At 50.0% G+C, this 24,037-nt stretch carries 19 protein-coding genes and 2 tRNA genes; 12 read left to right on the forward strand and 9 right to left on the reverse strand.

All coding sequences use genetic code 11. From position 1 onward, the window contains the following. Positions 1–224 precede the first annotated feature (224 nt). The 8 genes from BN4314_RS06725 (at position 225) to BN4314_RS06760 (ending at position 9,939) form a co-directional block, all read left to right on the forward strand. Positions 225–1,523, forward strand: coding sequence for a hypothetical protein (locus BN4314_RS06725; RefSeq protein WP_068540440.1), 1,299 nt, complete (start codon positions 225–227; stop codon positions 1,521–1,523). Positions 1,524–1,718: 195 nt separating this feature from the next. Then, entirely contained in the window at positions 1,719–2,948 is a 1,230-nt protein-coding gene (locus tag BN4314_RS06730; RefSeq protein WP_068540442.1) for an ABC transporter substrate-binding protein, read from the forward strand. Between the two features lie 88 nt (positions 2,949–3,036). Next, positions 3,037–3,912, forward strand: coding sequence for a branched-chain amino acid ABC transporter permease (locus BN4314_RS06735; RefSeq protein ID WP_068540444.1), 876 nt, complete (start codon positions 3,037–3,039; stop codon positions 3,910–3,912). A 4-nt stretch (positions 3,913–3,916) separates the two neighbouring features. Next, on the forward strand, positions 3,917–5,035 hold the full coding sequence (locus BN4314_RS06740; RefSeq protein WP_082911210.1) for a branched-chain amino acid ABC transporter permease: 1,119 nt from the start codon (positions 3,917–3,919) through the stop codon (positions 5,033–5,035). 73 nt (positions 5,036–5,108) lie between these two features. Further along, on the forward strand, positions 5,109–5,948 hold the full coding sequence (locus BN4314_RS06745; RefSeq protein ID WP_068540899.1) for an ABC transporter ATP-binding protein: 840 nt from the start codon (positions 5,109–5,111) through the stop codon (positions 5,946–5,948). A 3-nt stretch (positions 5,949–5,951) separates the two neighbouring features. Beyond that, positions 5,952–6,659, forward strand: coding sequence for an ABC transporter ATP-binding protein (locus BN4314_RS06750; protein WP_187369557.1), 708 nt, complete (start codon positions 5,952–5,954; stop codon positions 6,657–6,659). 143 nt (positions 6,660–6,802) lie between these two features. Then, complete coding sequence (locus tag BN4314_RS06755; protein WP_068540446.1) at positions 6,803–8,623, forward strand: ABC transporter ATP-binding protein; 1,821 nt, start codon at positions 6,803–6,805, stop codon at positions 8,621–8,623. 8 nt (positions 8,624–8,631) lie between these two features. Beyond that, positions 8,632–9,939 (forward strand): L-cysteine desulfidase family protein, encoded by a 1,308-nt coding sequence (locus BN4314_RS06760; protein ID WP_068540448.1) that lies wholly within the window; start codon positions 8,632–8,634, stop codon positions 9,937–9,939. Between the two features lie 95 nt (positions 9,940–10,034). On the opposite strand, the gene thrB is transcribed toward BN4314_RS06760, so the two are convergent. Next, on the reverse strand, positions 10,035–10,961 hold the full coding sequence (gene thrB / locus BN4314_RS06765) for a homoserine kinase (protein WP_021735322.1): 927 nt from the start codon (positions 10,959–10,961) through the stop codon (positions 10,035–10,037). Further along, complete coding sequence (thrC, locus tag BN4314_RS06770; protein ID WP_068540450.1) at positions 10,958–12,451, reverse strand: threonine synthase; 1,494 nt, start codon at positions 12,449–12,451, stop codon at positions 10,958–10,960. Before thrC ends, thrB begins: the two co-directional genes overlap by 4 nt. A 101-nt stretch (positions 12,452–12,552) precedes the next feature. On the opposite strand from thrC, the gene BN4314_RS06775 reads away from it, so the two are divergent. The 3 genes from BN4314_RS06775 to BN4314_RS06785 are packed head-to-tail and all read left to right on the forward strand — an operon-like array spanning position 12,553 to position 16,056. After that, positions 12,553–13,701 carry a homoserine dehydrogenase gene (locus tag BN4314_RS06775; protein WP_068540452.1) on the forward strand — a complete coding sequence of 383 codons (1,149 nt, stop codon included), beginning with the start codon at positions 12,553–12,555 and terminating at the stop codon, positions 13,699–13,701. 3 nt (positions 13,702–13,704) lie between these two features. After that, positions 13,705–15,030, forward strand: a complete 1,326-nt coding sequence (locus BN4314_RS06780) for an aspartate kinase (protein ID WP_068540454.1) — start codon at positions 13,705–13,707, stop codon at positions 15,028–15,030. Positions 15,031–15,045: 15 nt separating this feature from the next. Continuing rightward, positions 15,046–16,056 (forward strand): aspartate-semialdehyde dehydrogenase, encoded by a 1,011-nt coding sequence (locus BN4314_RS06785; RefSeq protein ID WP_068540456.1) that lies wholly within the window; start codon positions 15,046–15,048, stop codon positions 16,054–16,056. Positions 16,057–16,273: 217 nt separating this feature from the next. On the opposite strand, the gene BN4314_RS06790 is transcribed toward BN4314_RS06785, so the two are convergent. The 5 genes from BN4314_RS06790 to BN4314_RS06810 all read right to left on the reverse strand — a co-directional run bounded on the left by BN4314_RS06790 (position 16,274) and on the right by BN4314_RS06810 (position 19,351). After that, on the reverse strand, positions 16,274–17,164 hold the full coding sequence (locus BN4314_RS06790) for an amino acid ABC transporter ATP-binding protein (RefSeq protein ID WP_082911212.1): 891 nt from the start codon (positions 17,162–17,164) through the stop codon (positions 16,274–16,276). A gap of 94 nt (positions 17,165–17,258) precedes the next feature. After that, entirely contained in the window at positions 17,259–17,912 is a 654-nt protein-coding gene (locus BN4314_RS06795) for an amino acid ABC transporter permease (RefSeq protein ID WP_021735387.1), read from the reverse strand. 112 nt (positions 17,913–18,024) lie between these two features. Further along, positions 18,025–18,903 (reverse strand): transporter substrate-binding domain-containing protein, encoded by an 879-nt coding sequence (locus tag BN4314_RS06800; RefSeq protein ID WP_068540458.1) that lies wholly within the window; start codon positions 18,901–18,903, stop codon positions 18,025–18,027. Positions 18,904–19,192: 289 nt separating this feature from the next. Then, positions 19,193–19,269 (reverse strand) — tRNA-Lys (locus BN4314_RS06805). A 5-nt stretch (positions 19,270–19,274) separates the two neighbouring features. Beyond that, positions 19,275–19,351: transfer RNA gene (locus BN4314_RS06810), tRNA-His, on the reverse strand. 393 nt (positions 19,352–19,744) lie between these two features. On the opposite strand from BN4314_RS06810, the gene BN4314_RS06815 reads away from it, so the two are divergent. Continuing rightward, complete coding sequence (locus BN4314_RS06815; protein ID WP_269746752.1) at positions 19,745–21,382, forward strand: aminotransferase class I/II-fold pyridoxal phosphate-dependent enzyme; 1,638 nt, start codon at positions 19,745–19,747, stop codon at positions 21,380–21,382. 78 nt (positions 21,383–21,460) lie between these two features. On the opposite strand, the gene thpR is transcribed toward BN4314_RS06815, so the two are convergent. Together thpR and BN4314_RS06825 are read right to left on the reverse strand one after the other, a co-directional pair. Next, complete coding sequence (gene thpR / locus BN4314_RS08025; RefSeq protein WP_187369558.1) at positions 21,461–22,633, reverse strand: RNA 2',3'-cyclic phosphodiesterase; 1,173 nt, start codon at positions 22,631–22,633, stop codon at positions 21,461–21,463. A 10-nt stretch (positions 22,634–22,643) separates the two neighbouring features. Continuing rightward, the gene (locus BN4314_RS06825; protein WP_232309733.1) at positions 22,644–23,960 is read right to left on the reverse strand and encodes an amidohydrolase family protein; all 1,317 of its coding nucleotides are present in this window, start codon (positions 23,958–23,960) and stop codon (positions 22,644–22,646) included. Positions 23,961–24,037: the final 77 nt, after the last annotated feature.

Below are 24,037 nucleotides of genomic sequence, written 5' to 3' on the forward strand. Positions count from 1 at the left end.
TTTTTGCAGCAGAAGAGGCACTAATTTTTACCAATAAACAGCTTCATCCTTGCATTTCTTAAGATATGAATTATAGTTGCATCAGGTCTGGACTATTTTGTCGAGATAAAACGCGACGGTACACGAAACTCAAACACAGCAAGCCGTTGCAAAAGCTGTACCAAGGCGCTTTTGCCTTAGCTTTCGTGTACCCCGCTGCACAGGTAAGCGAGCGGGGAGGAACCATGAAGTATACAACGCATTCGCCAGCTATTGTGGCAGGTCTTCTTGGTGCTGCTACAACTTCGCTTGCGAGACCCGCTTATGCTATGGGCCGCTCTGCAGCGGCGCTCACGCTGCCCACTGTGCATGCGTCAGCCGATTTTTTGATGGGTATGGCAACAGGTGCTGTTGCTTGTGGCATCGTCGGCTTTGTTATTTTTGTCATATCTGAGCAGTTAGATAAGCGAGCAGAACAGCGCGCAAGCAAAGACTCTGTCTCAGCAGATGCAAGCTCTGGGTCTGTTGCAGGGGATACGTGTGCTGGTATGCCAGTTGTGCTGGATGCAGTTTCTGAAGCAGTACCAGATCAAGCAGATGAGCAGGCACAAGCTTCAGCAACAGTTGCTCCAAACGGCTCAGCTGATGGCCTAGGAGCGCACGTTGCTACCGACTATGCAGATATTGCCGAAAATTACGTTGAGAAACTGAGCTGGAAACAGCGCATGGCTTCTCGCGCAGCAGGTGTCAAGGCTATGCTCACTCAGCGTCTAGGTCAGGACATGTTGCAGGATGTACCTGTGATTACGCGCGCCGATGGCAGTGTGGGTGATGTGGGTACCGACTGGTGGGACGCTGCTATGGCAGCAAATCTTCGTCGAGACAAGTTTGTGCTTGCAGCTGAAAAAGACTTTGATATTATGTCGGCTCATCATCATGTAACGCCAGCAACACCTGAGGTCCCCCAGCCTGCAAAACCGCATGTAAACCCCACGGTAGTGCCCAATATGCAGTCTGTTTCGCGCGCTGATCAGATTCGCTGTCGCATACCTGAAGTCGATTTGGGAATCTATCCTGAACACCGCAATACTGCTTGTGTAGATAATACTGAAGACTTGTGGAATCAGGCCATGACGGCCATGGAAGCCCGTGATACCGAGCCTGCAACTGCAGCAGGTACCCCAAGTGATGAACTAGATCCTTCTACCTTGCATGCGCCCGATACGCCTACGGCAGTGCTGCCTTTCCGTCCTGTTGCCGGTCATCCCGAGGTGGTAGACAAGTCCAGCTACGTAGATTATCTGCTTCGTCAAGAAATTGAGAATAACAGCTCCGATGCTGTTAAGCGTAGCTCCCGCGATTATCTTCGCGTACTTGAAGGCGGATCTATGTCTTCGGCACCAACCTTGTTTAATATTGCCCGCGCAGAACAAGCAAAGAGCAACTATGTACCCAAGCATATGGCAGGCGTTGCAAAAGATGCAGAAAATGAGGCGGTCAAGTCCCAAGAAGAAAGTGTTTACCGTTTTGCAAACGAGGCATAGACCAGCAGTTTAGCTGTCCTATGGTAAATTTAGGCGCTTATATTTCTAAATAAATATTTTTATGTTACAGACAAAAAAACTGATGCTATCTTGCATTGGGGTTGCATCATGTTGCCTCTAGAGTGTGGTAAGCCCAAATTGCGTAGGGAGGAGCCCTACGTAATTTGAGAAAGTTCAACAGAAGGAGGACTGATTATGAAGACGAATCTGACGCGCCGGAACTTTCTGGGCACCATTGGTATTGCTACTGCTGGTCTAGCTCTAGCTGGTTGCGGTAACTCTGGTAGCGCTGGCTCTGGGGATTCAGGCGAAAAGGCAAAGAGTCAAATTGATGGACCCAAGAGTTCGTTTAAGGTTGGCGGTATCGGTCCTTTGACTGGTGCAGCTGCAATTTATGGCACTGCTACGGACTGGGGTGCGCAGGTTGCCGTAAACGAAATCAACAAAGCTGCCGGTGATGTGACCTTCTCCTATAACTGTCAGGATGATACACACGTTGCCGAGACTTCAGTCAATGCGTACAACAATCTCAAGGATTGGGGTCTTCAGATTCTTGTTGGTACTACGACCACCGCTCCTTGCGTGGCAGTTTCCGACAAGACAAACAAGGATAATATCTTTGAACTGACGCCTTCCGCATCTTCTGTCGACGTTATTGGTGAGGGATCAAGTCGCAAGTCCAATGTATTCCAGATGTGCTTTACCGACCCCAACCAGGGCAAGATTTCTGCAGATATGGTTGCCCAAAAAAAGCTTGGCACCAAGATTGCCATTTTGCACGATCAGGGTGATACCTACTCCACTGGCTTGCACGATGGTTTTGTTGAGGAAGCAAAAAATAAAGGACTTTCGATTGTTGCTGACGAGTCTTTTGACTCCAACAACAATACTGACTTTACGTCTCAGTTGGGTAAGTTTAAGGATGCAGGTGCAGACGTTGTTGTCATGCCCTTCTATTATCAGCAGGGTGGCCTGGTGCTTCAGCAGGCAAAAGATAATGGCTACGAATTTACCTTTGTTGGCATGGATGGTATGGACGGCATTTTGCAGCAAGATGGTTTTGACGCCAGCGTTGCCGAAGGCCTCTACCTCATTACGCCTTTCACTGCAGACACTGAAGACGAAAACACGCAAAAGTTCGTCGATGCCTTCTCCAAACTCTCTGATGGTGTTAAGCCTAATCAGTTTGCTGCAGATGCCTATGACTGTGTTTTTGCAATTAAGCAGGCCATTGAGACATCTGGCGTTACGTCGGACATGTCTGCATCTGATATCTGCGATAAACTTGTTGCATGCTTTACGGCAAAAGACTTTAAGTTTAGCGGTCTGACTGGTACCGATATGACTTGGAGTGAGGATGGTACCGTCTCCAAGATTCCTCAGTGCTATGTCATTAAGGATGGCAAATACCAGGTAGTTGCCTAAAGTCCGATATTGATTGCAAGGACAGGACGGAGGCGGCTATTGCCACCTCCGCCCTGCTGTTAGCTGCGAGGGAGAAGGGGCGCGTTAGATGCAATTTTTGTCCACCCTTATAAATGGACTGTCGCTTGGCAGTATTTATGCCGTTATTGCTCTGGGCTATACCATGGTCTATGGTATCGCGCGTATGCTGAACTTTGCACACGGCGACATTATTATGGTTGGAGCCTATATTTGCTTTTTTATGATGGGTTTGTTTGGACTGCCGCCACTGCTGGCAGTACTCATTTCCATTGTAGGCTGCACGCTACTTGGCATTGTTATCGAGCGTCTTGCGTACAAGCCGCTGCGCAGTGCTCCTTCGCTTGACGTGCTGATTACTGCTATTGGCGTATCTTATTTTTTGGAAAATGGCGCGCTGTTGCTCTTTGGTTCCAATCCTAAGGTGTTCAAGTCAGTCATACCTTTTGGCCCCTTGCAAATTGGCAGCCTTACTATCAAGTCCACCGCACTGGTTTCCATTGTGGTCTGCGCTATTGTTGCTGTTGCGTTGACGCTCTTTACTCAACGGGGCAAAATGGGCAAAGCGATGCGTGCGGTTTCCGAAGATAAGGGTGCCGCTCAGCTTATGGGCATCAATGTGAATAAAACCATCTCGCTCACCTTTGCTATTGGCTCTGGCTTGGCTGCAGTAGCTGGCATTTTGCTGTGCTCGTCTTATCCTACGCTGTATTACATGACGGGTTCCATGCCTGGTATCAAGGCCTTTATTGCTGCCGTTATTGGTGGTATCGGCTCGATTCCCGGAGCGTTTTTGGGTGGCCTTATTTTGGGTGTTATCGAGATGTTTGCTCGTACCTACGTCTCTACTAAGTTTACTGACGCTATCGTTTTTGGTGTATTGATTATTGTGCTGTTGGTTCGACCTGCTGGCCTTTTGGGCAAGCCTGTGAACGAGAAGGTGTAGCCCTATGGAATACAAAATGTCGCGATCTTTGCGTTCAACTCTCACTACCTATGGTGTTGTCGTGCTGTTCTTTGTGGTCTGTGAGATTTTGATTGCAACGCATATCCTCTCTTATTCGCTCCAAGGTCAGCTGGTGCCCATCTGTGCGTATGTCTGTATGGCAATTTCACTCAATCTTGTCGTGGGTATTTCTGGTGAGCTTTCGCTGGGACATGCAGGATTTATGAGTATCGGTGCCTTTTCTGGCGTAGTTGCGGCTGCTCTTGTGGGGGCCGTGGCAGCAAATGAGCCAGCAATTCTTGTCATCTCGATGCTTGTCGGTGGATTGCTTGCTGGTGTGATGGGTTTTTTGATTTCTATTCCGGTTATGCGCCTACATGGCGACTATCTGGCCATTGTTACCCTAGCCTTTGGCGAGATTATCAAGAATATCTTGAACAATCTTTATGTGGGGATGGACGAGAGTGGTTTGCATCTCAGCATGAATAGTGAAAGTTCCCTGCATATGTCTCAGGCAGGCAAAGTTTTGCTTGCAGGCCCTAAAGGTGCAGTTGGCGTTACTACGATTGCAAACTTTACTGTGGGTATCTTGTTGGTGCTATTTTGCCTTTTTGTAGCACTGAATCTCATTAATAGCCGTTCTGGTCGCGCCATTCTTGCTGTTCGTGACAATCGTATTGCAGCTGAAGCCTGTGGTATCAATTCGATGAAGTACCGTATGATGGCTTTCGTGGTTTCGGCAGTGCTTGCTGGTATGGCAGGTGCACTCTATGGTCTGAACTACTCGAGCTTTATCCCCAGCAAATTTGATTTCAACAATTCCATTATGGTGTTGGTGTTTGTTGTCTTGGGCGGTATTGGCAATATCCGTGGTGGCATGATTGCAGCAGCAGTGCTGACTGTGCTTCCCGAAGCCCTGCGTTTCCTGTCTACCTATCGCATGCTGATTTACTCTATCGTGCTGATTGCCGTTATGCTTATCTCCAACAACGAGCAGGCACGTATGGTATTGCGTAGGTTCAAAAATAATTTCAAAAAGAGCCGCAAAAAGAAGGCTGCTCCTCAGGTAGCTGTTGCAGGGGCTGGTGCTGCGAGCGCAAAGGAGGATGGCGCCAATGACTAAGGAAGAAAAGCAGGCTGTGTCGGCTCCTAAGGGCCAACGCTCTGGTATCAAAGCGCGTCGTGTTACCACCAAGATGGTACCTTTGCCTTCAACCTCTATTGTGCCCGAGCGCGACCTTGGTAAAGAGCCCATCCTTGAATGCCGTCATTTGGGCATTGATTTTGGCGGCCTGCATGCTGTTGAGGATTTTGATATTGCTGTAGGCCGTACTGAAATTGCGGGCCTTATTGGTCCTAACGGCGCAGGTAAAACGACCATCTTTAACTTGCTGACCAAGGTCTACCAGCCCACACGAGGTACGATTTTGTTGGATGGTCAAGATCTCAATAATATGAGTGTTCCTAAGGTCAATCAGGCGGGCATTGCTCGTACCTTCCAAAACATTCGCCTCTTTTCCAACCTATCGGTTGAGGATAACGTGCGTATTGGTCTGCACAATCAGGTGAAGTGTTCAATGCTCAACGGCATCTTCCGTACCCCACAGTTTTTCAAGAGCGAAAAGGCCTTCCATAAGCGCGCCCTTGAACTGCTTGACGTGTTTGATATGGCCGATCTTGCTCAAGTCTCTGCGGGTTCTTTGCCCTATGGCGCTCAACGTCGTCTTGAGATAGTCCGCGCTCTTGCAACCGAGCCCAAGCTGTTGTTACTTGACGAGCCTGCGGCAGGCATGAATCCCTCCGAGACCTCTGACTTAATGGACAGTATTCTCAAGATTCGCGATGAGTTCCAGATTGCCATTATGTTGATTGAGCACGACATGGACCTTGTTATGGGCATCTGCGAAGGCATTGCTGTTTTGAACTACGGCAAGATTATTGCCAAAGGTACGCCCGACGAGATTCAAAACAATCCCGAGGTTATCGAGGCTTATCTGGGTTCTCAAGCCGATGCCTCTGCAGAGAAGGAGGCCTAAGCTATGGCATTGCTTTCCGTGCGAGATATGCATGTGTACTATGGCTCGATCCATGCCATCAAAGGTATCTCCTTTGACGTTGAGGAAGGTGAAGTTGTTACCCTGATTGGCGCTAATGGTGCAGGCAAATCCACGACACTCAAGACGGTTTCGGGTTTGATGGTGCCACGTGCGGGTGAGATTGAATTTGCAGGGGAGTCCATAGCTAGCGTTCCAGCAAATGATTTAGTGCCCAAGGGTTTGGCATTGTGTCCTGAGGGTAGGTCTCTTTTCCAGGCTATGAGCGTAGAAGAAAACCTCGAGATGGGTGGCTATACGCGTCCCAAAAACGAAGTCGCCGACGATATGGAGCGCGTCTTTGCTCTTTTTCCACGTTTGAAAGAGCGTCGTCGTCAAATTGCCGGTACGCTTTCGGGTGGTGAGCAGCAGATGGTTGCCATGGGACGCGCCATGATGAGCCGTCCGCGCCTACTCATGCTCGACGAGCCTTCGATGGGTTTGGCACCTATTCTCGTGCAGGAGATTTTCAATATTATTCGCCGTTTGCACGACGAGGGGACTACCGTGCTTTTGGTTGAGCAGAACGCTCAGATGGCACTTTCTGTTGCTGATCGTGCCTATGTTCTTGAGACAGGCCATATTGCGATGGATGGTCCTGCTTCTGAGCTTGCGGCAGACGACCGTGTGCGCAAAGCCTATCTGGGTGGTTAGGCAAGCTGACGCTCTGTACTACTAGAGTTTAAGCAGACCGCTTAAGTTTGTTTGCGCAGCTCGGTTTTGTTTGCGCTGCTAGAGTTTGCAATAAATGGGTAGGATTTCCCTTGACAGACACTTTGTTGAGGGGAATTTTTTGTATGTCACAACGCAAGCAGGGCAAACTTGACCCTACGACTACGCGTCGCACCTTACAGCGCTTCTGGGATGTCACCAAGAAGATGCCTGGTGTCACGGCTCTTTCGGTGCTCTCTTCTGCAGGTTATATCGTGCTTCTAACCTTTATTAACACCTATGTGATGGGTTTGATAGTTGATCGCGTACAGCAAGGTCAGGTAGCGCCAGATCAGGTATGGCAGGTTTTCGGACCATATATTATTGCTTTGATACTTGTTAATGCTGTGGGCCAGGTGCTTTCAAAGTTGCAAGATTACAGTGTCTATAAACTTGAAATCAATGGCAATTATCGGCTTTCACGCCTGTGTTTTGATACGCTTTCCAATCAGTCGATGACGTTTCACAACGGGCGTTTTGGTGGAGCATTGGTGAGTCAGACGAGTCGTTTTACCTCGGGTTATACGGGGCTCGTTGATGTGGTGGTGTATTCGCTTATTCCAACAGTTGCGTCTATCATCTGCACTATCGTGATGCTTGCGCCACAGGTGCCTCTCTACGTGGCTATTCTCTTTATTGCGCTTGTCATTTATGTCAGCATTGCTTACAAGCTTTATAAAAAAATTTTGCCACTCTCTGAAGCAAGCTCCTCTGCACAAAACCGCCTGTCTGGGGTGCTTTCTGACGCAGTAACCAATATTCTTGCCGTCAAAACAAGCGGTCGTGAGGACTATGAATACGAGCTTTTTGTTGCAGCTGATAGGGATGCACGTAAAGCTCAGACAGCAACCATGCACGCTATGCTTGCCCGCGGCTTTACTACCAGCGCCTTGATTACGGTCATCATGACCATTGCTTCGATTTTTGTAGCTGGCGGTAATGCTTGGTTTGGCATTTCTGCCGGTACTCTGGTGATGATTTTTACCTATACCTACAACCTCACCATGCGCGTGAACTACTTCAATTCGATGATGACACGCATCAATACTTCTTTGGGCGATGCGGCCGAAATGACACGGGTGCTCGATGAGCCGTTGCTGGTTGCAGACGATGAGGATGCACTCCCTCTCAAGGTGAGTCAGGGCGCCATCGACTTTAGCCATATTGGCTTTGCCTATCCTGATGCGCCAGCAAAAGAGAAGGTCTTTACAGACCTGTCACTGCATATTCCTGCAGGACAGCGCGTTGGCTTGGTGGGCCGTTCTGGCTCAGGAAAGACGACTTTGACCAAATTGTTGCTGCGACTAGATGATGTGCAGGAAGGTCAGGTGCTGATAGATGGGCAAGACGTCTCTCATTGCACCCAGCAAAGTTTGCGCTCACAGCTTGCGTATGTACCTCAAGAACCCTTATTGTTTCACCGAAGTGTGAGGGACAATATTGCTTATGGCAAGCCTGATGCAAGTGATGAAGAAATTCGTCAAGCTGCCGAACAGGCCAATGCGATGGAGTTTATTGAGCGTCTGCCTCAGGGTCTCGATACTATGGTGGGCGAGCGCGGAGCAAAACTTTCGGGCGGTCAACGTCAGCGTGTGGCTATAGCACGTGCAATTTTGGTTGATGCTCCTATCTTGGTGCTTGATGAGGCCACGTCTGCGCTGGACTCCGAGAGCGAGGCGTTGGTGCAAGGAGCGTTGGAAAACCTTATGCGCGGACGGAGCGCAATCGTTGTTGCCCACCGTTTGTCCACAGTTGCTGCCCTTGATCGCATAGTTGTGCTTGCTGACGGCAAAATTGTAGAAGACGGTACACACGCCGAGCTTATAGCCGCTGATGGCGAGTATGCTGGTTTGTGGTCACGACAGACGGGTGGTTTTCTCGAAGGAGATGGGGAGACAGGAGAGTAGGAGAAATGATGACAACGCAGGCTTTGCCCGACTTTCTCGGTTTGCTCAAAAAAGAGGTCATACCCGCTCAGGGCTGCACCGAGCCTATTGCCGTTGCGTTTGCTGTATCGGTTGCATCTGAGCAGCTGAGCTGCGATCCTGCAGACATCAAAGAAATTCACTTGCTGCTTTCTGCCAACATCATCAAAAATGCCTTGGGTGTTGGCATCCCTGGTACTGGTGCTGTGGGTATTGAAATTGCTGCCGCATTGGGTGCGGTTGTGCGACGTTCTGCTGCGCACCTAGAAGTTCTGGCCAATTTTGCTCCCGAACAGTTGGAGCTTGCACGTCAGATGGTTGCCAAAAAACGTATTCAGATAGAGCAAAAAGCTACCGACGAGCAACTCTATATCGAGGCACAGCTCAAATCTGTGACAGGTGAGACAAGCCGTGCGGTTGTGGCGCGCGATCATACCAATGTGGTACGCATCGAGCACTACGGTAAGGTGATTTGCGATAAGCCTCTGAGCGTTAGTAGTGCTTCTGATGCGGGTACGGGTCTCACTATCAAGAATATCTATGACTTTGCTACAAGTGTTGATGCCGCCGATATTGCTTTTTTGCTCGACTGTGTTTCGTTGAATATGGCGGTGAGTAAAGAAGGCCTGTCGGGTGGCTATGGTCTACGTGTGGGCGAAAAGATTGCCTCAGGTACAAGTGGTGCGAGCTCAATGCTCCTTAACAATATTGCCCTGCGTATCATGGCAGCAACGGCTGCAGGCAGCGATGCGCGTATGGCTGGTTGTCAGCTCTCGGTCATGACAGTAGCAGGGTCAGGCAATCAAGGTATTGCTTGTACGGTGCCGGTCATTGAACTGGCGCGTGAGTTGGGCTCCAGTGACGAGAAGCTATCGCGTGCGCTTGCGATTTCTGGGCTGGTGGTATGTCATCTTAAGGAGTATATGGGCAGGTTATCTCCACTTTGTGGCTCGGGAATTGCTGGTGGTACAGGTGCTTGCTGTGGTATGACCTACTTGCAAGGTGGTACCGAATCTCAGCTTGAAGCAGCGGCTAACAATATGATTGCTATGCTTCAAGGTATGATTTGCGATGGTGCCAAGGCTACCTGCGCGCTCAAGATTGCGGCAGGTACCAACGCTGCGCTCCATTGCTCTGCTTTGGCTTTGGCGGATATTTCGCCTTCGAGCTTGGATGGCATTGTCTTTGATAATGTCGAGGATACTATTTGCAACATCGGTACCTTTGTGCGCGAAGGCATGCAGCATACCGATGAGACGATACTTTCCATTATGCTCAAGAAGCAACTTGGCAATTAGCCTGCTTGCCTGTCAGTGTGCAGGCAAGCATCAATATAAGCTGCCTTGTGAGCCGTCCGCAGGGGCATACGGCAGTAGAAACGATGGCCTGTAGGCTAGCTCGCAAGAATTTCTAAACCGGTTTTGCAGGCTTGTAGAGTTTCGATTTGCAGGCCGCGACATGCTCCTTCTGCGGCAGAAACGCTTTCCATGGTGACAAGCGTGCGTCTGACTCCAGCAGCTTTCTGCTCGTTTTTGCAGATGGCAAGCATGGTTGCGCCTGAACCCGAAATGACAAAAGCTGAAGCTCCTGAACTCAGTGCTGCCGAGCGCAAGGCTTCGTAATCAGGAATCAAGCGCGCACGATAGGGCTCGTGCAGCTTATCATGTGCGCAGGCGGCAAGGAGCTCCGCATCGCCCGTCTCAAGTGCGCGTACCATAGCAACACAACGACCCGTCTGCCATACAGCGGTTGTGATGGGTACCTCCGCTGGCAGCACGCGCCGTGCCGCAGCGGTACGTACCTCGTAAGGCGGCACAATGGCAATAAAGCGTAGGTTATCAGCAACGTCAAAACGTTGAGTCCACACACGTCCTGCATTGCTAAAGGAGCAAACCAAGCCTCCCAAAACGGCAGGGGCAACATTGTCGGGATGTCCTTCTAACGAACTTGCCATCTGAATGATGCGCTCGCGATCTAAACTGACGCCCGACAGTGCATAGGCGGCAGCAATACCAGCCACAATACAAGCAGAACTCGAACCGAGGCCCCCCGCTAGAGGAATGGGGGAGTCGATAGTGATGTTGAGCAATTCTTCGATAATTCCGAGCTCAGAACAGGTATGGCAGTATGAGGTCCACACCAGATTATCGGCTCCACAAAAACGAGGTTCGCAACCTTTGATATGCAGCTGACCGTCGGTGCTAGGCACAAAGCTAAACGTCGCCATCATATCGAGTGCAAGGCCCAGGCAGTCAAAGCCAACACCCACATTGGCCGAAGTTGCAGGGACTTGGATTTTTAGCACGCGAGGTTCGCTCATAATAACAACCTTTCTGCCGTGTGCTCGATGTAGCTGTTCATCTGCTCGCGCTTACAGAGGTCAAGATGGCGTTCAGGTAGTTGTTTGAGTTCGAGTAGTTGGTGTGGCGCAGGCATGCCCGTAAATTTTTGTAAGGCTTGCATGCATTCAAACCCATCCAAGCCCTCGGTGCTTTGCCCCAGCGCCTCAAGAACGGAGGCAGAAAACTTATAGGGATTAGCGGTGGAAAGACAAACGCGAGGAATGCCTTTGCTTTGCGTTTGCTCGCGAAGTACATGCATAGCAACAGCAGTATGTGTATCCAAGAGTACCTGAGATTCTTCCCAAATATCACGTATGGTTGCTTGCGTCTGTTCATCTGTGGCGCGACCGCAGGCAAAAAGCTCGCGGAGGCGGCAAAGCAGAGCCTCGGGCAGCTCATAGGATCCCTCTTGCTCCAGGCGGTCCATGAGCTCAGATACGAGTTGGGTGTCTCCTTCAGATAGGTAATAAAGCAGACGCTCAAGGTTGGAGGATACAAGGATATCCATCGAAGGTGAGAGGCTTTTTTCAAAGGGACGCAGGCGGTTATAGCGACCGGTTGAGATGAAATCAAAAAGCACATCGTTAATGTTGGACGCTACGATAAGACGCGATATGGGAAGCCCCAAAAGCTTGGCATAATAGCCCGCAAGTACATCACCAAAATTGCCCGTAGGCACACAGAACTCCACATCATCACCGAGCTGAATGACTGCCTTGTCAATGAGTTGCTTGTATGCTGAGAAGTAATAGACCACCTGAGGTACCAGGCGACCTATATTGATGGAGTTTGCGCTGGATAGGGCGATGTTTTTCTGGGATAAGCGCTCGGCAAGCTTGTGATCGGCAAAGATATGCTTGACTTCGGTCTGAGCATCATCAAAGTTGCCGTGTATTCCACAGACGGCCACGTTGCAACCACGCTGTGTAACCATTTGCAGGCGCTGTACATCGGATACGCCACCTTTGGGATAAAAGACGGCAACTCCTGTGCCAGCTACATCCGCAAAACCCTCAAGAGCTGCCTTGCCCGTATCTCCTGAGGTTGCTGTCACAATCATGATCTGCTTGTCATCCTGGGCATCTTTGCGTGCGACTGACATGAGCCGAGGTAGTATCTGCAGTGCTACATCTTTAAAGGCGCAGGTGGGACCATGCCAGAGTTCTAACATCCACACATCGCCTACAGGTACAAGCGGAGTAATGAGGGGCGTGTCAAAACGCTTGCCGTAAGCCGCCTCCACACAATCTGCAATTTCTTCTTTACTAAAATCGGGAAGCAACAAGCCCAACACACGACAAGCGAGGGCGTGATAGTCCTCAGTACATGCCGCCGCAAGGTCAATTTTGAGATTATTAAGGGAATCTGAGACATACAGACCCCCATCGGGAGCAATTCCGGCAAGAATAGCTTGCTTACTTGTTACAGAGGGCTCAATGGAGCGTGTGCTGTGATACAAACGTGCCAAGATGGGCTCCTAGCTCTTCGTGGGTCTGTGCCTTGTAGCTATCATAGAACTGCAAACATGCTTATGCGAAAGCGTAAACATAAACGAAAGATAGGATCGAGATGAACATCGCTCTTTTAGGGTATGGCACCGTAGGTAAAGGTGTTGACAAGATTTGTAAAAATCTTCCCGATATCAGGGTAACGCGCATTCTTGAGCTACCCAACCACCTCACTGATCCGCGCATGACCTCCAATTATGAGGAGATTTTGGCAGATGACAAGGTGGAGATGGTCTTGGAATGCATGGGTGGCATCGAGCCTGCGCATAGCTTTATCGCAGCCGCGCTCAAGGCGGGAAAACCTGTGGTGACTTCCAACAAAGCTGTTGTGGCTGCGCATTTAAAAGAGTTTGTGGAGCTGGCGCAAACTACAGGCGTGCCCCTCCTGTGCGAGGCTGCGGTAGGTGGTGGCGTGCCATGGTTATCCTCTATTCGCAATGCTCGTCGCGTTGATGAGATTTCTGCTGTATCAGGGATTATGAATGGCACAACCAATTATCTGCTGACTTCTCTTGAGGAGGGAGACGCCAGCTTTGATGAGGTGCTCGCCGAAGCGCAACGTTTAGGTTATGCAGAAGCAGATCCTTCCGCAGATATTGATGGTATTGATGTTCGCAATAAAATTATTATTTCTTGCCTGACCGCCTTTGATGCATTTTGTTCTGCCGAGCAGGTCTGCACGACAGGTATTCGTTCGCTCAAAAGCAGTGACGTGGCACTTTTTGCCGTCCATGGTCGTCGCGTCAAATTGATGGGTCGAGCAGTACGCAAAGGGCAGCGCTATGCCGCTGTTGTCGAGCCTGTAGCACTACCCCAGACGGCAACCGAGGCCAATGTTCCTGCTAACTTTAATATTCTTTCGCTTACTGGTACCACGGTAGGTGAACTCAAATTCTATGGTCAAGGAGCTGGCTCCTTGCCTACGGGCAACGCTATGGTGCAGGATATCCTCGACTACATGGCAGGGGAGCGTCCCAACTTTGCCCTTTGCGAAAAAATGAGTTTTGACGTAGATCTTCTGTTGGGCGATTATGTATTGCGCTGTGGTGGCGCAGCTACTATGGCGGCAAAAGAAGGCTGGAAGGCCTATGGTGCCGATGCTTGGCTTATCAAAGATATCAACCCTGTTTGTGCAAGCGAGCTTTTGGCGAAGGCTCGCGAGATTGACCCCGAGGCGCTCATTTTTTTGCGCCCTAGGAAGGACGCCTAGTTCATGATTAAGGTTGCAAAATTTGGCGGGTCCTCGGTTGCAAGTGCCGAGCAGTTTCGCAAGGTAAAAAGCATTATCCAAGCTGATCCAGATCGCCGTTTTGTGGTGGTATCGGCAGCGGGTAAACGTTTTTCTGACGACAATAAAATCACCGATTTGTTGCTACTTGCCAACGCCCATATCCAATACCATGTGGATGCTCAGCCGCTGCTCTCGCAAATTGAGCAACGCTTTGTTGAGATTGCAAAGGCGTTGGATCTCAGATATCCCGTTGCTGAGAAGTTCGAGGAGTTCTCCTCGGTGGTGACTTCTTTGTCGCCTGAATATATTGTGAGTCGCGGTGAATTTTTTACCGGACAGCTGATGGCTGAGTATCTCGGGCTGCCTTTTGTAGACGCCTCGGACACCATTGTTTTTCATCATGATAATACGGTGGACTTTGAACGTACGGCCATGCGTGTAAAAGAAGCAGCTCAGCGCAATCCTCGTGGCTTTTTGCTGCCAGGTTTTTATGGTTGTACCGTTGATGGTACGGTCAAACTCTTTCAGCGTGGTGGTGGAGATATTACCGGTGCGGTACTTGCTCGCTGTCTCGAAGCAAACGTCTATGAAAACTGGACAGATGTGCCGGGCTTTTTGTCTGCCGATCCACATGTTGTTGATATGCCGCGTGCAATTCATCGTATTACCTTTGATGAGATGCGCGAGCTTTCTTACATGGGCGCCTCGGTGCTGCAGGAAGATTCAATTTTTCCGGTGCGTGAGGCCAATATCCCCATCCAGATTAAAGACACCAACTCGCCCGACCGCAAAGGCACAATTATCCGTGAGACGGCCGAAGAACGCGAAGTCGAGCACCTCATTACGGGTATCGCCGGTCGCAAGGACTTTACCGCAGTACATATCCAAAAGACGCATATGTCCGACAAGGTGGGTATCGTGCGTTCTGCTTTATCAGTATTTGAGCGTTACGGCGTTTCGATAGAGCATTTGCCAACAGGTGTTGACTCCTTTGGCATTGTGGTGAATAGCGCCGATGTAAAGGACAAGATTTACCCCATCATCACCGATCTGCGTCGTGAGGTGGCGCCTGATGACATTACGGTCACTGACAAATTAGCTTTGATTTCCATTGTGGGCCGCAATCTCCGTCGTCGCCCTGGCTCGTCAGGTCTTATCTTTGGCGTATTGGGCAAGGCAGGAATCAATATTCGTTTGATTACCCAAAGCTCACAGGAGATTTCGATTATTGTCGGTGTGGACAACGATGATTTTGAGCGTGCAATTCGCGTGATGTATGACGGCTTTGCTGCACACGAAAAAGTTTAGGCGGGAGTTATGAGTATGAGCGGAAAAACTGTTGCCATTCTGGGCGCCACAGGTGTTGTGGGTACACAGATGTTGAAGTGTTTGGAAGAGCGAGATTTTCCCGTTAGTCGTTTGGTGCCCCTTGCGAGTGCGCGTTCGGTGGGACGTACGGTAGTATTTCATGACAAGCAGATCCCAGCCGTTCTCGCGGCTCCTGAAGCCTTTGAGGGCGTCGATATTGTGCTGGGAGCTGCAGGTGATGATATCGCGCGCGAATTGCTGCCTGAGGCGGTAAAACGCGGTGCTGTGTGCGTTGATAATAGCCATGCTTTCCGTATGGATGCTGATGTGCCACTGGTTATCTCTGAGATTAATGCAGCAGATGCTAAAAACAACAAAGGTATTATCTCCAATCCCAACTGTGCCACGATTATTGGTCTTGTGCCTACCTGGCCTTTGCATCAGCAGGCGGGTCTCAAGCGCATGGTGGTCTCGACCTATCAAGCAGCATCTGGTGCGGGTATGCCCGGCTTGAAGGAGCTTGAGCGTGAGATGGAGGCGGTGGCCGCAGGTGAGCCTGTGGGCAATACTGCCCCGTTTGCACATCAGTTGGCGGCAAACCTTATTCCTCAGATTGGTTCTGAGAAGGAAGCAGGCTATACCAGCGAAGAGATGAAGATGCTCTACGAGGGCCGCAAGATTATGCACTTGCCTGAGTTACGCGTGAATTGTACCTGTGTGCGTGTCCCTGTTATGCGTTCGCATTCTGAGTCAATCACAGCAGAGTTCGAGCGTCCCATTTCGGTAGATGAAGCGCGCGAGATTTTGACAGCTGCGCCTGGTGTACGTGTGGTGGATGATTTGGCGGCTGCCAAATATCCTATGCCGCTTGAGACATCCGATCAGGACCTCATCTATGTGGGCCGTATTCGTCGTGATTTGTCGGCACCTGACGGTGTGAATGCATTGACGTATTGGGTTTGTGGCGATCAAATTCGCAAGGGTGCGGCCACTAATGCCGTGCAGATTGCCGAGCAGCTCTTGTAGCTTTGGGCGTTGCGCTCTCAACTAGCTGCTGACCCCGCCACGCGAGCTCAATTTGGGTAGTTGTGTTCTAAACCAGCTGCCAACCTCCTCTCTGCGCGCTCAACCGTTGCAACCTCAGGTTGCAACGATTTGGAGGGCTTGATTAGGAATGCGTTGGGACTTTGCTGCAAAAATTTGCAAGGATCCCCTGGGTAGAGCACATGCCCCGCGCCTCCATTTATTCTTTGGTGGGGGAGGCAAGAAACGCGCGGGTGCGAGGATCGCTCGGATAATCAAATACCTCCTTGGGCGTTCCTTCTTCTACAATGCGACCATCTAGCAGCAGACAGACACGATCGGAAGCAGCCCGCGCAAAACTCATCTCATGAGTAACAAGTCCGACGGCCATGCCTTCTTCTGCCAGAGAGCGAATCAGCTTGACCATATCATCGGTCAGGCGAGGATCTAGGGCAGAGGTTGCTTCGTCAAAGAAAATCACGCGAGGCTTCATGCAGAGTGCACGTGCAATTGCAACGCGCTGCTGCTGACCGCCCGAGAGCTGACAGGGAACCTTGTCTGTATGCTCAGTGAGATCGAGACGTTCAAGTAGCTTACAGGCCTGCTCTTTAACTTCTGCTGGATTACGTTTTTGCACTACCAGTGGTGCATCCATCACATTTTGCAGCACTGTCATGTGGGGGAAGAGGTTGTAGTCCTGAAACACAATGCCAAAGCGCATACGTGCGCGCTGCATAGCAGCTCTGTCATAGATGGCAGGTTGAATGTCGAGAGTATGCTCTCCTGCTTCGGGATTTGGGTCCTTCTTGGCACGAGAATCAAGCTCGGATCCGCGCGGCTTGCATACCACGATGCTGTCGTAGGATAGCTCGCCTGCGTCAAAACTATCCAGCAATGTCAGGCACCGCAGCAAGGTGGACTTACCTGCGCCCGATGGACCGATAATGGACAGTACTTCTCCGCGGTTAATCGTCAGAGAGATATCGTGCAGCACCTCGTGTTCGCCAAAGGACTTACGGGCGCCTCGCAAGTAGACGGCTGGTAGGCCGACGAGTGAGGAATAAGAAATATCGGGCGTGGGAAGCTTGCGTTGGGGCTTCTTTTTGAGCATTGCGGATTCCTTAGCTTTGCTTGACGGATTGAGTAGGGAAAAACAGGACTTTGAAGTACGTAAGCAGGACTTATGTGAGGTAGCTGAACTGAGCTTAGTCGTGATAGTAGGCAAGCTTTTTTTCGGCGCGGCGCAGCAGAGCTTCGATGATGAGACAGGTTATCCAATAAATTGCAGCTGCAATAACAAACGGTACCATCGTGTGCTCGCGAGCGACGAGAGCCTTGCCTGTGGTAAACATCTCGATGACACCAATGGAGAATGCCAGTGAGGTGTCTTTGACCAAAGTCACAATTTCATTTCCCATAGCAGGGAGGATACGTTTGACCACCTGAGGCAAGATGATGCGAAAGAAGGTCTGACTACGCGAATACCCCAAAGCTTTCGCTGCCTCATATTGGCCGCGCGGCATGCTCTGGATACCCGAGCGATAGATTTCTGCAAAATAGGCGGCATAGTTAATCAAAAAAGATGCAAGAACGGCCACCATCATGTAACCGGGTCCCATGGTGATACCAAATACGTAATACGGAGCAAAAAAGACCGCGAACATCTGCAACATCAAAGGTGTGCCACGCATCAGGCTGATATAGATGCTGATAAGCCATGCGAGCGGCTTGATGCGAGAGAGGCGTCCCAAGGCGACAGGGATGGCCAGAAGCGTTGCTCCTATCAAGGTGACAAAGAAAATCTCGAGACTGATGCCATAGCCCTCGATGAGTTTTTGGAACATGATAGAGACTTCCATACTGCCATCCTGTCATACGGTTGATGTGCGAACTGTTTTCGAACTGCTTTCCCAAAAGCAGACCGCGACTGTGCGAGTCGCGGTCTTAAAATCATAGCTTGTTGGTGGCACCTTATGCCTTTGGTAGACACCAGAGGTCATAAGAAACACCCTGATTACTATACTTCTCACAAATCTTTTTGACGGTGCCGTCGACATCGAGCGCTTGGAGATCTGCTTGGATGGTAGCTGCGAGCTTCTTGCCTTCATCATTTTTTGCACAGCCGATCCCAAAGTGCTCGGAATTCAAAGATTCATCAAGAATGGTGAACTCTGAGCGGCCGTCGATATTAAAGACAGCGACGGGATAGTCAACAGCAATAGCGTCGTAGGTGCCCTGTTCAAGGGACATGAATGCGGTGTTGTACTCGCCGATGGTATCGAGTTTTCCAAAGCTCTTGCCAAGTTCTGCTTGGCTTCCGCCCTCGGAGAGCAGCTCGAGGGCGGCCGAGTCAGCTTGGGTGATAACACGCTTATCCTTGAGGTCGCCAAGCGCTTTGATGTTTGAATCGGACTTTACAACGATGACCTGGCGGTTTTCCATATATGCGTCAGTAAATGAATAGTCCTTCTCGCGATTCTCGATGGTAAAGCCGTTCCAAATACAGCTAATCTGACCAGAGTTGAGCATGGCATCTTTTGCATCCCAGTTGATAGGGGTGGGTGTAAAGGTCCAACCTTCCTTTTTGCAGACGGCTTGTGCGAGATCGAGGTCAAAGCCCGTGTAGTTGCCATCTTTGTCAAGGTAGCCGTAGGGTGGGAAGGCGTCATCAAAGCCGACGATAAGCTCAAAACCCTTCTTTGTTGCCGAACCTGCACTACCCGCTGCTGATCCCGTGGGTGTAGGCTTGTTTCCACAAGCGGCAAGCATGCTGAGAATACCTGCGCTCGCAGCAAAACCACTTGCCTTGATAAAAGACCTACGATTGATTTGCTTATCTTGGATGCTCATCTTGATTCCCCCTGTCGCGTGAGCCGGACATCCTTTTCGTGCAGCCACTTTAGTTAACTAAACTTTAGTATGCTAAAGTAAGGATAATGAGCGAGGCGCAAAGATGCAAGAAAAACTTTGTTACCATTTGAATTCGTAGTTTTTCGCAAGCGGGAGTACAAGCATTCTCTCCGCAAGATGGGTGATATAAAGCCAGATGGCAAGGCGAAAAAGCGTATGTCACTTTTCTGTCACTGCATGTTATTGGATAATAAAAAAGGTCAGAGCCAAAGCTCTGACCTGCATATTCTGGTGCGCCGTCAGGGATTCGAACCCTGGACCTTGGGATTAAGAGTCCCCTGCTCTGGCCAGCTGAGCTAACAGCGCAAAAATGGGGTGGGTAGTGGGTCTCGAACCCACGACCTCCGGAGCCACGGTCCGGCGCTCTGGCCAACTGAGCTACACCCACCATCTGCCCCGCACGACTTTCGTCGCGCTTCAGCGGAAGTTATTATTACCTAGCGCCAAAAGAAATGCAAGGACAATTTTGTCTTTTTTAAAAATAGCGCGAATTACTTTGATATTTTCTCATAGAAAAGCACGATTAACAGGAAAAATGTTATTCGATACAAGCGGAAGAAAAACGCATGACTTATTTGAATAAAAAATGTACTGTGTCAGTTTTATATTGAACATTATTCTGAACTTAAATCTTGAACTTTGAACTATTATGTTTTCAACGCTTTGAGAACAAAATTGAACTTTGAACTTTTGCATGAAGAGAGCTCGTATTTAAAGTTCACACGTAGTGTTTCTCTGCAAGATGGATTGAGACGAGCGGTAAAGACAGGTACCGTCAGGAATGAGCGGAGTAGACATGGATAGCCAGGGTTTTCCTGAGCGTTTGGCCAAGATTATGGAGGAGCGTGACCTCAAGCAGGTTGATTTGTTGCATCTGGCCTCCGCATCGGGAGTAAAGCTCGGCAAAAGCCAGTTGAGCCAGTATGTTAGCGGCAAAACTATGCCACGCTCTGCCGCATTGAGCTCGTTAGCAGAGCTTTTGGGCGTTGAAGAAAACTGGCTTGCAGGTACCAATCAGCAGCAGACGGCTCGCGATCATGCAGCGGTAGCCCGAGCAGCCGATGACGAGCGGTCTGGTACGCGAGCTACCACGGGCGCTACTGCGCCCCTCAAACCGGGTTTATCTGCGACCAAGCAGTCAAATGGTAGTCACAAGTTCAGCTCTACTTCACAGAAAAAAGTGTACCGGGAGGTTCATCCTATGCGCCATTTCAATAAATCTGCCAAGCTCGAAAACGTGTTGTACGACGTGCGTGGCCCTGTTGTTGATGAGGCAAACCGCATGGAAGAGGATGGCATGAACATCCTCAAGCTCAACATTGGAAACCCCGCCACGTTTGGTTTTCGTACTCCCGATGAGGTTGTTTTGGACATGGCAGCGCAATTGACCCAGTGTGAGGGCTACTCAGCATCTAAGGGTCTCTTTTCGGCGCGCAAGGCAATTATGCAGTATTCGCAGGTCAAGAACCTACCAAACGTCACGATGCACGATATCTATACTGGCAACGGTGTTTCTGAACTTATCAATTTGTCGATGTCGGCGCTGCTTGATGATGGTGACGAGATTTTGATTCCAAGCCCAGACTATCCGCTGTGGACTGCCTGCGCAACGCTTGCCGGTGGCAAGGTTGTACATTATCTATGTGACGAGCAGGCAGACTGGTATCCCGATATAGACGATATTCGTTCCAAGATTACGCCTGCTACCAAAGCCATTGTTATCATTAATCCCAATAATCCAACCGGCGCACTCTACCCACGTGAGGTGCTGCAAGAGATTGTAGATATCGCTCGTGAGCACCAGTTAATTATTTTTTCTGACGAGATTTACGATCGTCTTGTAATGGAAGGCGAGGGTGAGCACATCTCTATTGCCTCGCTCGCACCTGACCTGTTTTGTGTGACTTTCTCAGGCCTCTCCAAGTCCCACATGATTGCTGGCTATCGCATTGGCTGGATGGTACTGTCTGGCAACAAACGCATTGCCCGTGACTATATTTTGGGCATCAACATGCTTTCAAACATGCGTCTGTGCTCTAATGTGCCCGCACAGTCTATTGTTCAGACGGCGCTGTGGGGTCATCAGTCGGTGCGCGACTATGTCCAGCCAGGCGGCCGTGTCTACGAGCAGCGCGAGTACGTATACAATGCGCTCAAAGATATTCCTGGTATCAGCGTGGTGAAGCCTAGGGCAGCCTTCTATATTTTCCCCAAGCTTGACCGTGAGCGCTTTAATATTACCGATGACCAGCAATTTGCCCTCGATTTGCTCCAAGACAAAAAAGTGCTCATTGTTCAGGGCACTGGTTTTAACTGGAGTGAACCCGATCACTTCCGCATCGTTTACCTGCCGCGTATCGAGACCCTCAAAGAAGCTGTTGACAAGCTGGCAGACTTCCTGAGCTATTATCGCCAGTAAGTTAGTGTGCTTGTGCGTAAGCAAAACCATGCCTGCGCACAAACAAAAATTTTGTTTGGTCGTACGTATCTGCCCATACTAGTTTTGTGTGAGCAGATACCTAAGCTTTGCCACGAAGCGCTTGCGGTCTTCAGAAGTAAAAGGAGCGGGTCCTTTTGTTCGGCCTCCTGTACGGCGAACTTTCTTTTCTTCGTGACGTAGCATCAAGTCAAAATCGATAGTTTCTTTGTGATAGATGTAACCGCGTACTCCTATTGCAAGCGCGCCGCGGCCGAGCGCCATCCCTGCAAGGCCGATATCCTGGGTCACTACAAGGTCTTTTGGCGCAAGTTGCTCCACGATGGCAAAGTCAGCGCTGTCGGCGCCAATACTCACGTTGAGCACCTCTACCCAAAAGCCATTCTTTGCCTGCCTTGGGCTACGAGGATCGTCAGTCTGAATATGGCGTTCAAGGTTTTGAGTGGTATTACCTGCAATGACAACGGGAATGCCCTGTTTACGTGCGCAAGAAAGGGTCTCACGAATGACAGGGCAGGCATCAGCATCAATAAATATCGTACGAGGGTGCGTCGTCTTTGTGGCATTGACGTCGCGAGATAAGATGGGCGATTCTTTTGCCGAATACTCAGCATGAGCGATTTCATCATAGAGCAGAGGTCCGTCTTTACTCTCACGATGGCTCCAAACCAGTGAAAGTGAGGAGGCTTGCCACTGGGCTGCCCAACGTATATCGCTGTCGTGTTTTTGAGATTGTGCGGCCAAAGCTTCTGCCAAGCCTGCGGCCTTAGAGTTTTGCGAAAGACGAGCACCACGGAAAAGACTGATATGGGGGATATAGATACCAAAGCTACTGCTTTGAAAATCGCCCAATCCCTCTGCGACAAGCTCTGTGCAAAGTCGTGCATGGAGCGCATGTAGGCTATCCAGATCGCCGTCTAAACCTCGCCAAACAATCGCTCCACCATGGCGTTTCTCAAAACAACCAAGAGATGCCAGCTTGAGCTCAAATGGCAAGGTACTCTGTGCGCAGCGAGCTATAGCGCGTTTGGCAGCGGTTTCCTGCAAAGCGGTGCACTCGCCCAAAAAGGCGAGGGTCAAATGTAGATTGCGTTTGGAGCTCGGTTTGGGATGCGCAATGAGTGAGCTGAGGTCAGCTTGGGTGGCTATCAGCGCACGACGTACTGCTTCATGAGGCCAGATGGCAATAAAGAGTCGCTTGCTTTTGTCGGTAGGGTCTTGGGGCTTGTCCATGTATGTAGTCCTACAAGAATTTGTCGAGCTCACGGTCAAGTATTTTTTTGCGCATGACATGTGGATGTTTCACCACATACCCTCGTGTTACAACCATTTCGATATCCCTCAGCGCGCTGAGGTCTTCAAGAGGATTTTTGGAGCAGACAATCATGTCAGCACATTTGCCTACCTCGATAGAGCCAGTTGTATCCCCAATACCTGCCAGTTCAGCATTACGCAAGGTGGCCGTATAGAGAGTAAATTTTTCAGAGACACCAACCATCTTGTGGAAGTAGACCAGCTCGCGCCAGAAGTCATATTGGGAAACCCAAGGACACCCCACATCGTTGCCGAGGGCGACAGGAATGTCATGAGCTAAGGCTGCCTTTGCACAAGAGATAATGCCGTCAAAGACCATCTTGCCGTTGAACTGCTCTATCTCTGAGGCACCAGATATGCTGCGATCAAAAAGGGCATAGGAAAGAGCGGGTGAAATAGTGCATGTCAGGAAGGCACCACGATCCTTAAATAGCTGAATAATCTCATCGGTGGGTTCGGCACCGTGTTCAATAGAGTCAACACCATTTTCGAGAGCAACCTTGACGCCTTCAGTGGATTCAACATGTGCTGCAACAAGGTAGCCACAGGCATGTGCTTCATCACAGGTAGCCTTTACCATCTCGGGAGGCATCTTGAGCTCGCCTGGCACACCTTTTGCCTTTGCATCAAGTACGCCACCGGTAATCATCAGCTTAATTAAGTCAACGTTTTGGGCTTGAGCCTTGTGAACCAAAGCACATGCCGCATCGGAGCTTTCAGCAGCTATTGCGACTGAGCCTGCCATATGACCACCAGGTACTGAAATGCCTTCGTTTGCTGCAATGATGCGTGGCCCCAACTGATTGCCACAAGCAATTTCATCACGTACGCGCGTATCCAAATCACGGAGGCCGCCGACGGTACGTATGGTAGTTACTCCGCTCATCAGTTCAATTTTTGCATAGGAGCGCACGAGCGCATGGGCAATAGCTGCGCTAATAGGATTGGAAAAGAGTTTGTCTACCAGTGCGGATGCGTCACGCTGCTTCTTTTGGGGCTTGCCGTTGCCTGCAAGATGCACATGCATATTGATAAGGCCAGGTAGAAGGTAGCCCCCGTCCAAATCAATGATTTCATATCCAGACAAATCAGAGATTTGCTCGCTTATGGCTACAATGGTATCGCCCTCAACAAGCACCGCTTTGCCCGTTTGAGCGCTCATATCTTTGGTGCCATCAAGAATGACGCCATTTACATACGCACGCTTGCTATGAGAGCTGCTGTACTTGGCCATAAAAATCGCCATCCTATCTGTTTGATAAGACGTCTTGTGATGTGGAAACTCACAAGACGTCTGGGGTGTTGCGTATAGTAGCTGTAAAA

The sequence above is a fragment of the Olegusella massiliensis genome (assembly GCF_900078545.1).
GTDB classification, from domain to species: domain Bacteria; phylum Actinomycetota; class Coriobacteriia; order Coriobacteriales; family Atopobiaceae; genus Olegusella; species Olegusella massiliensis.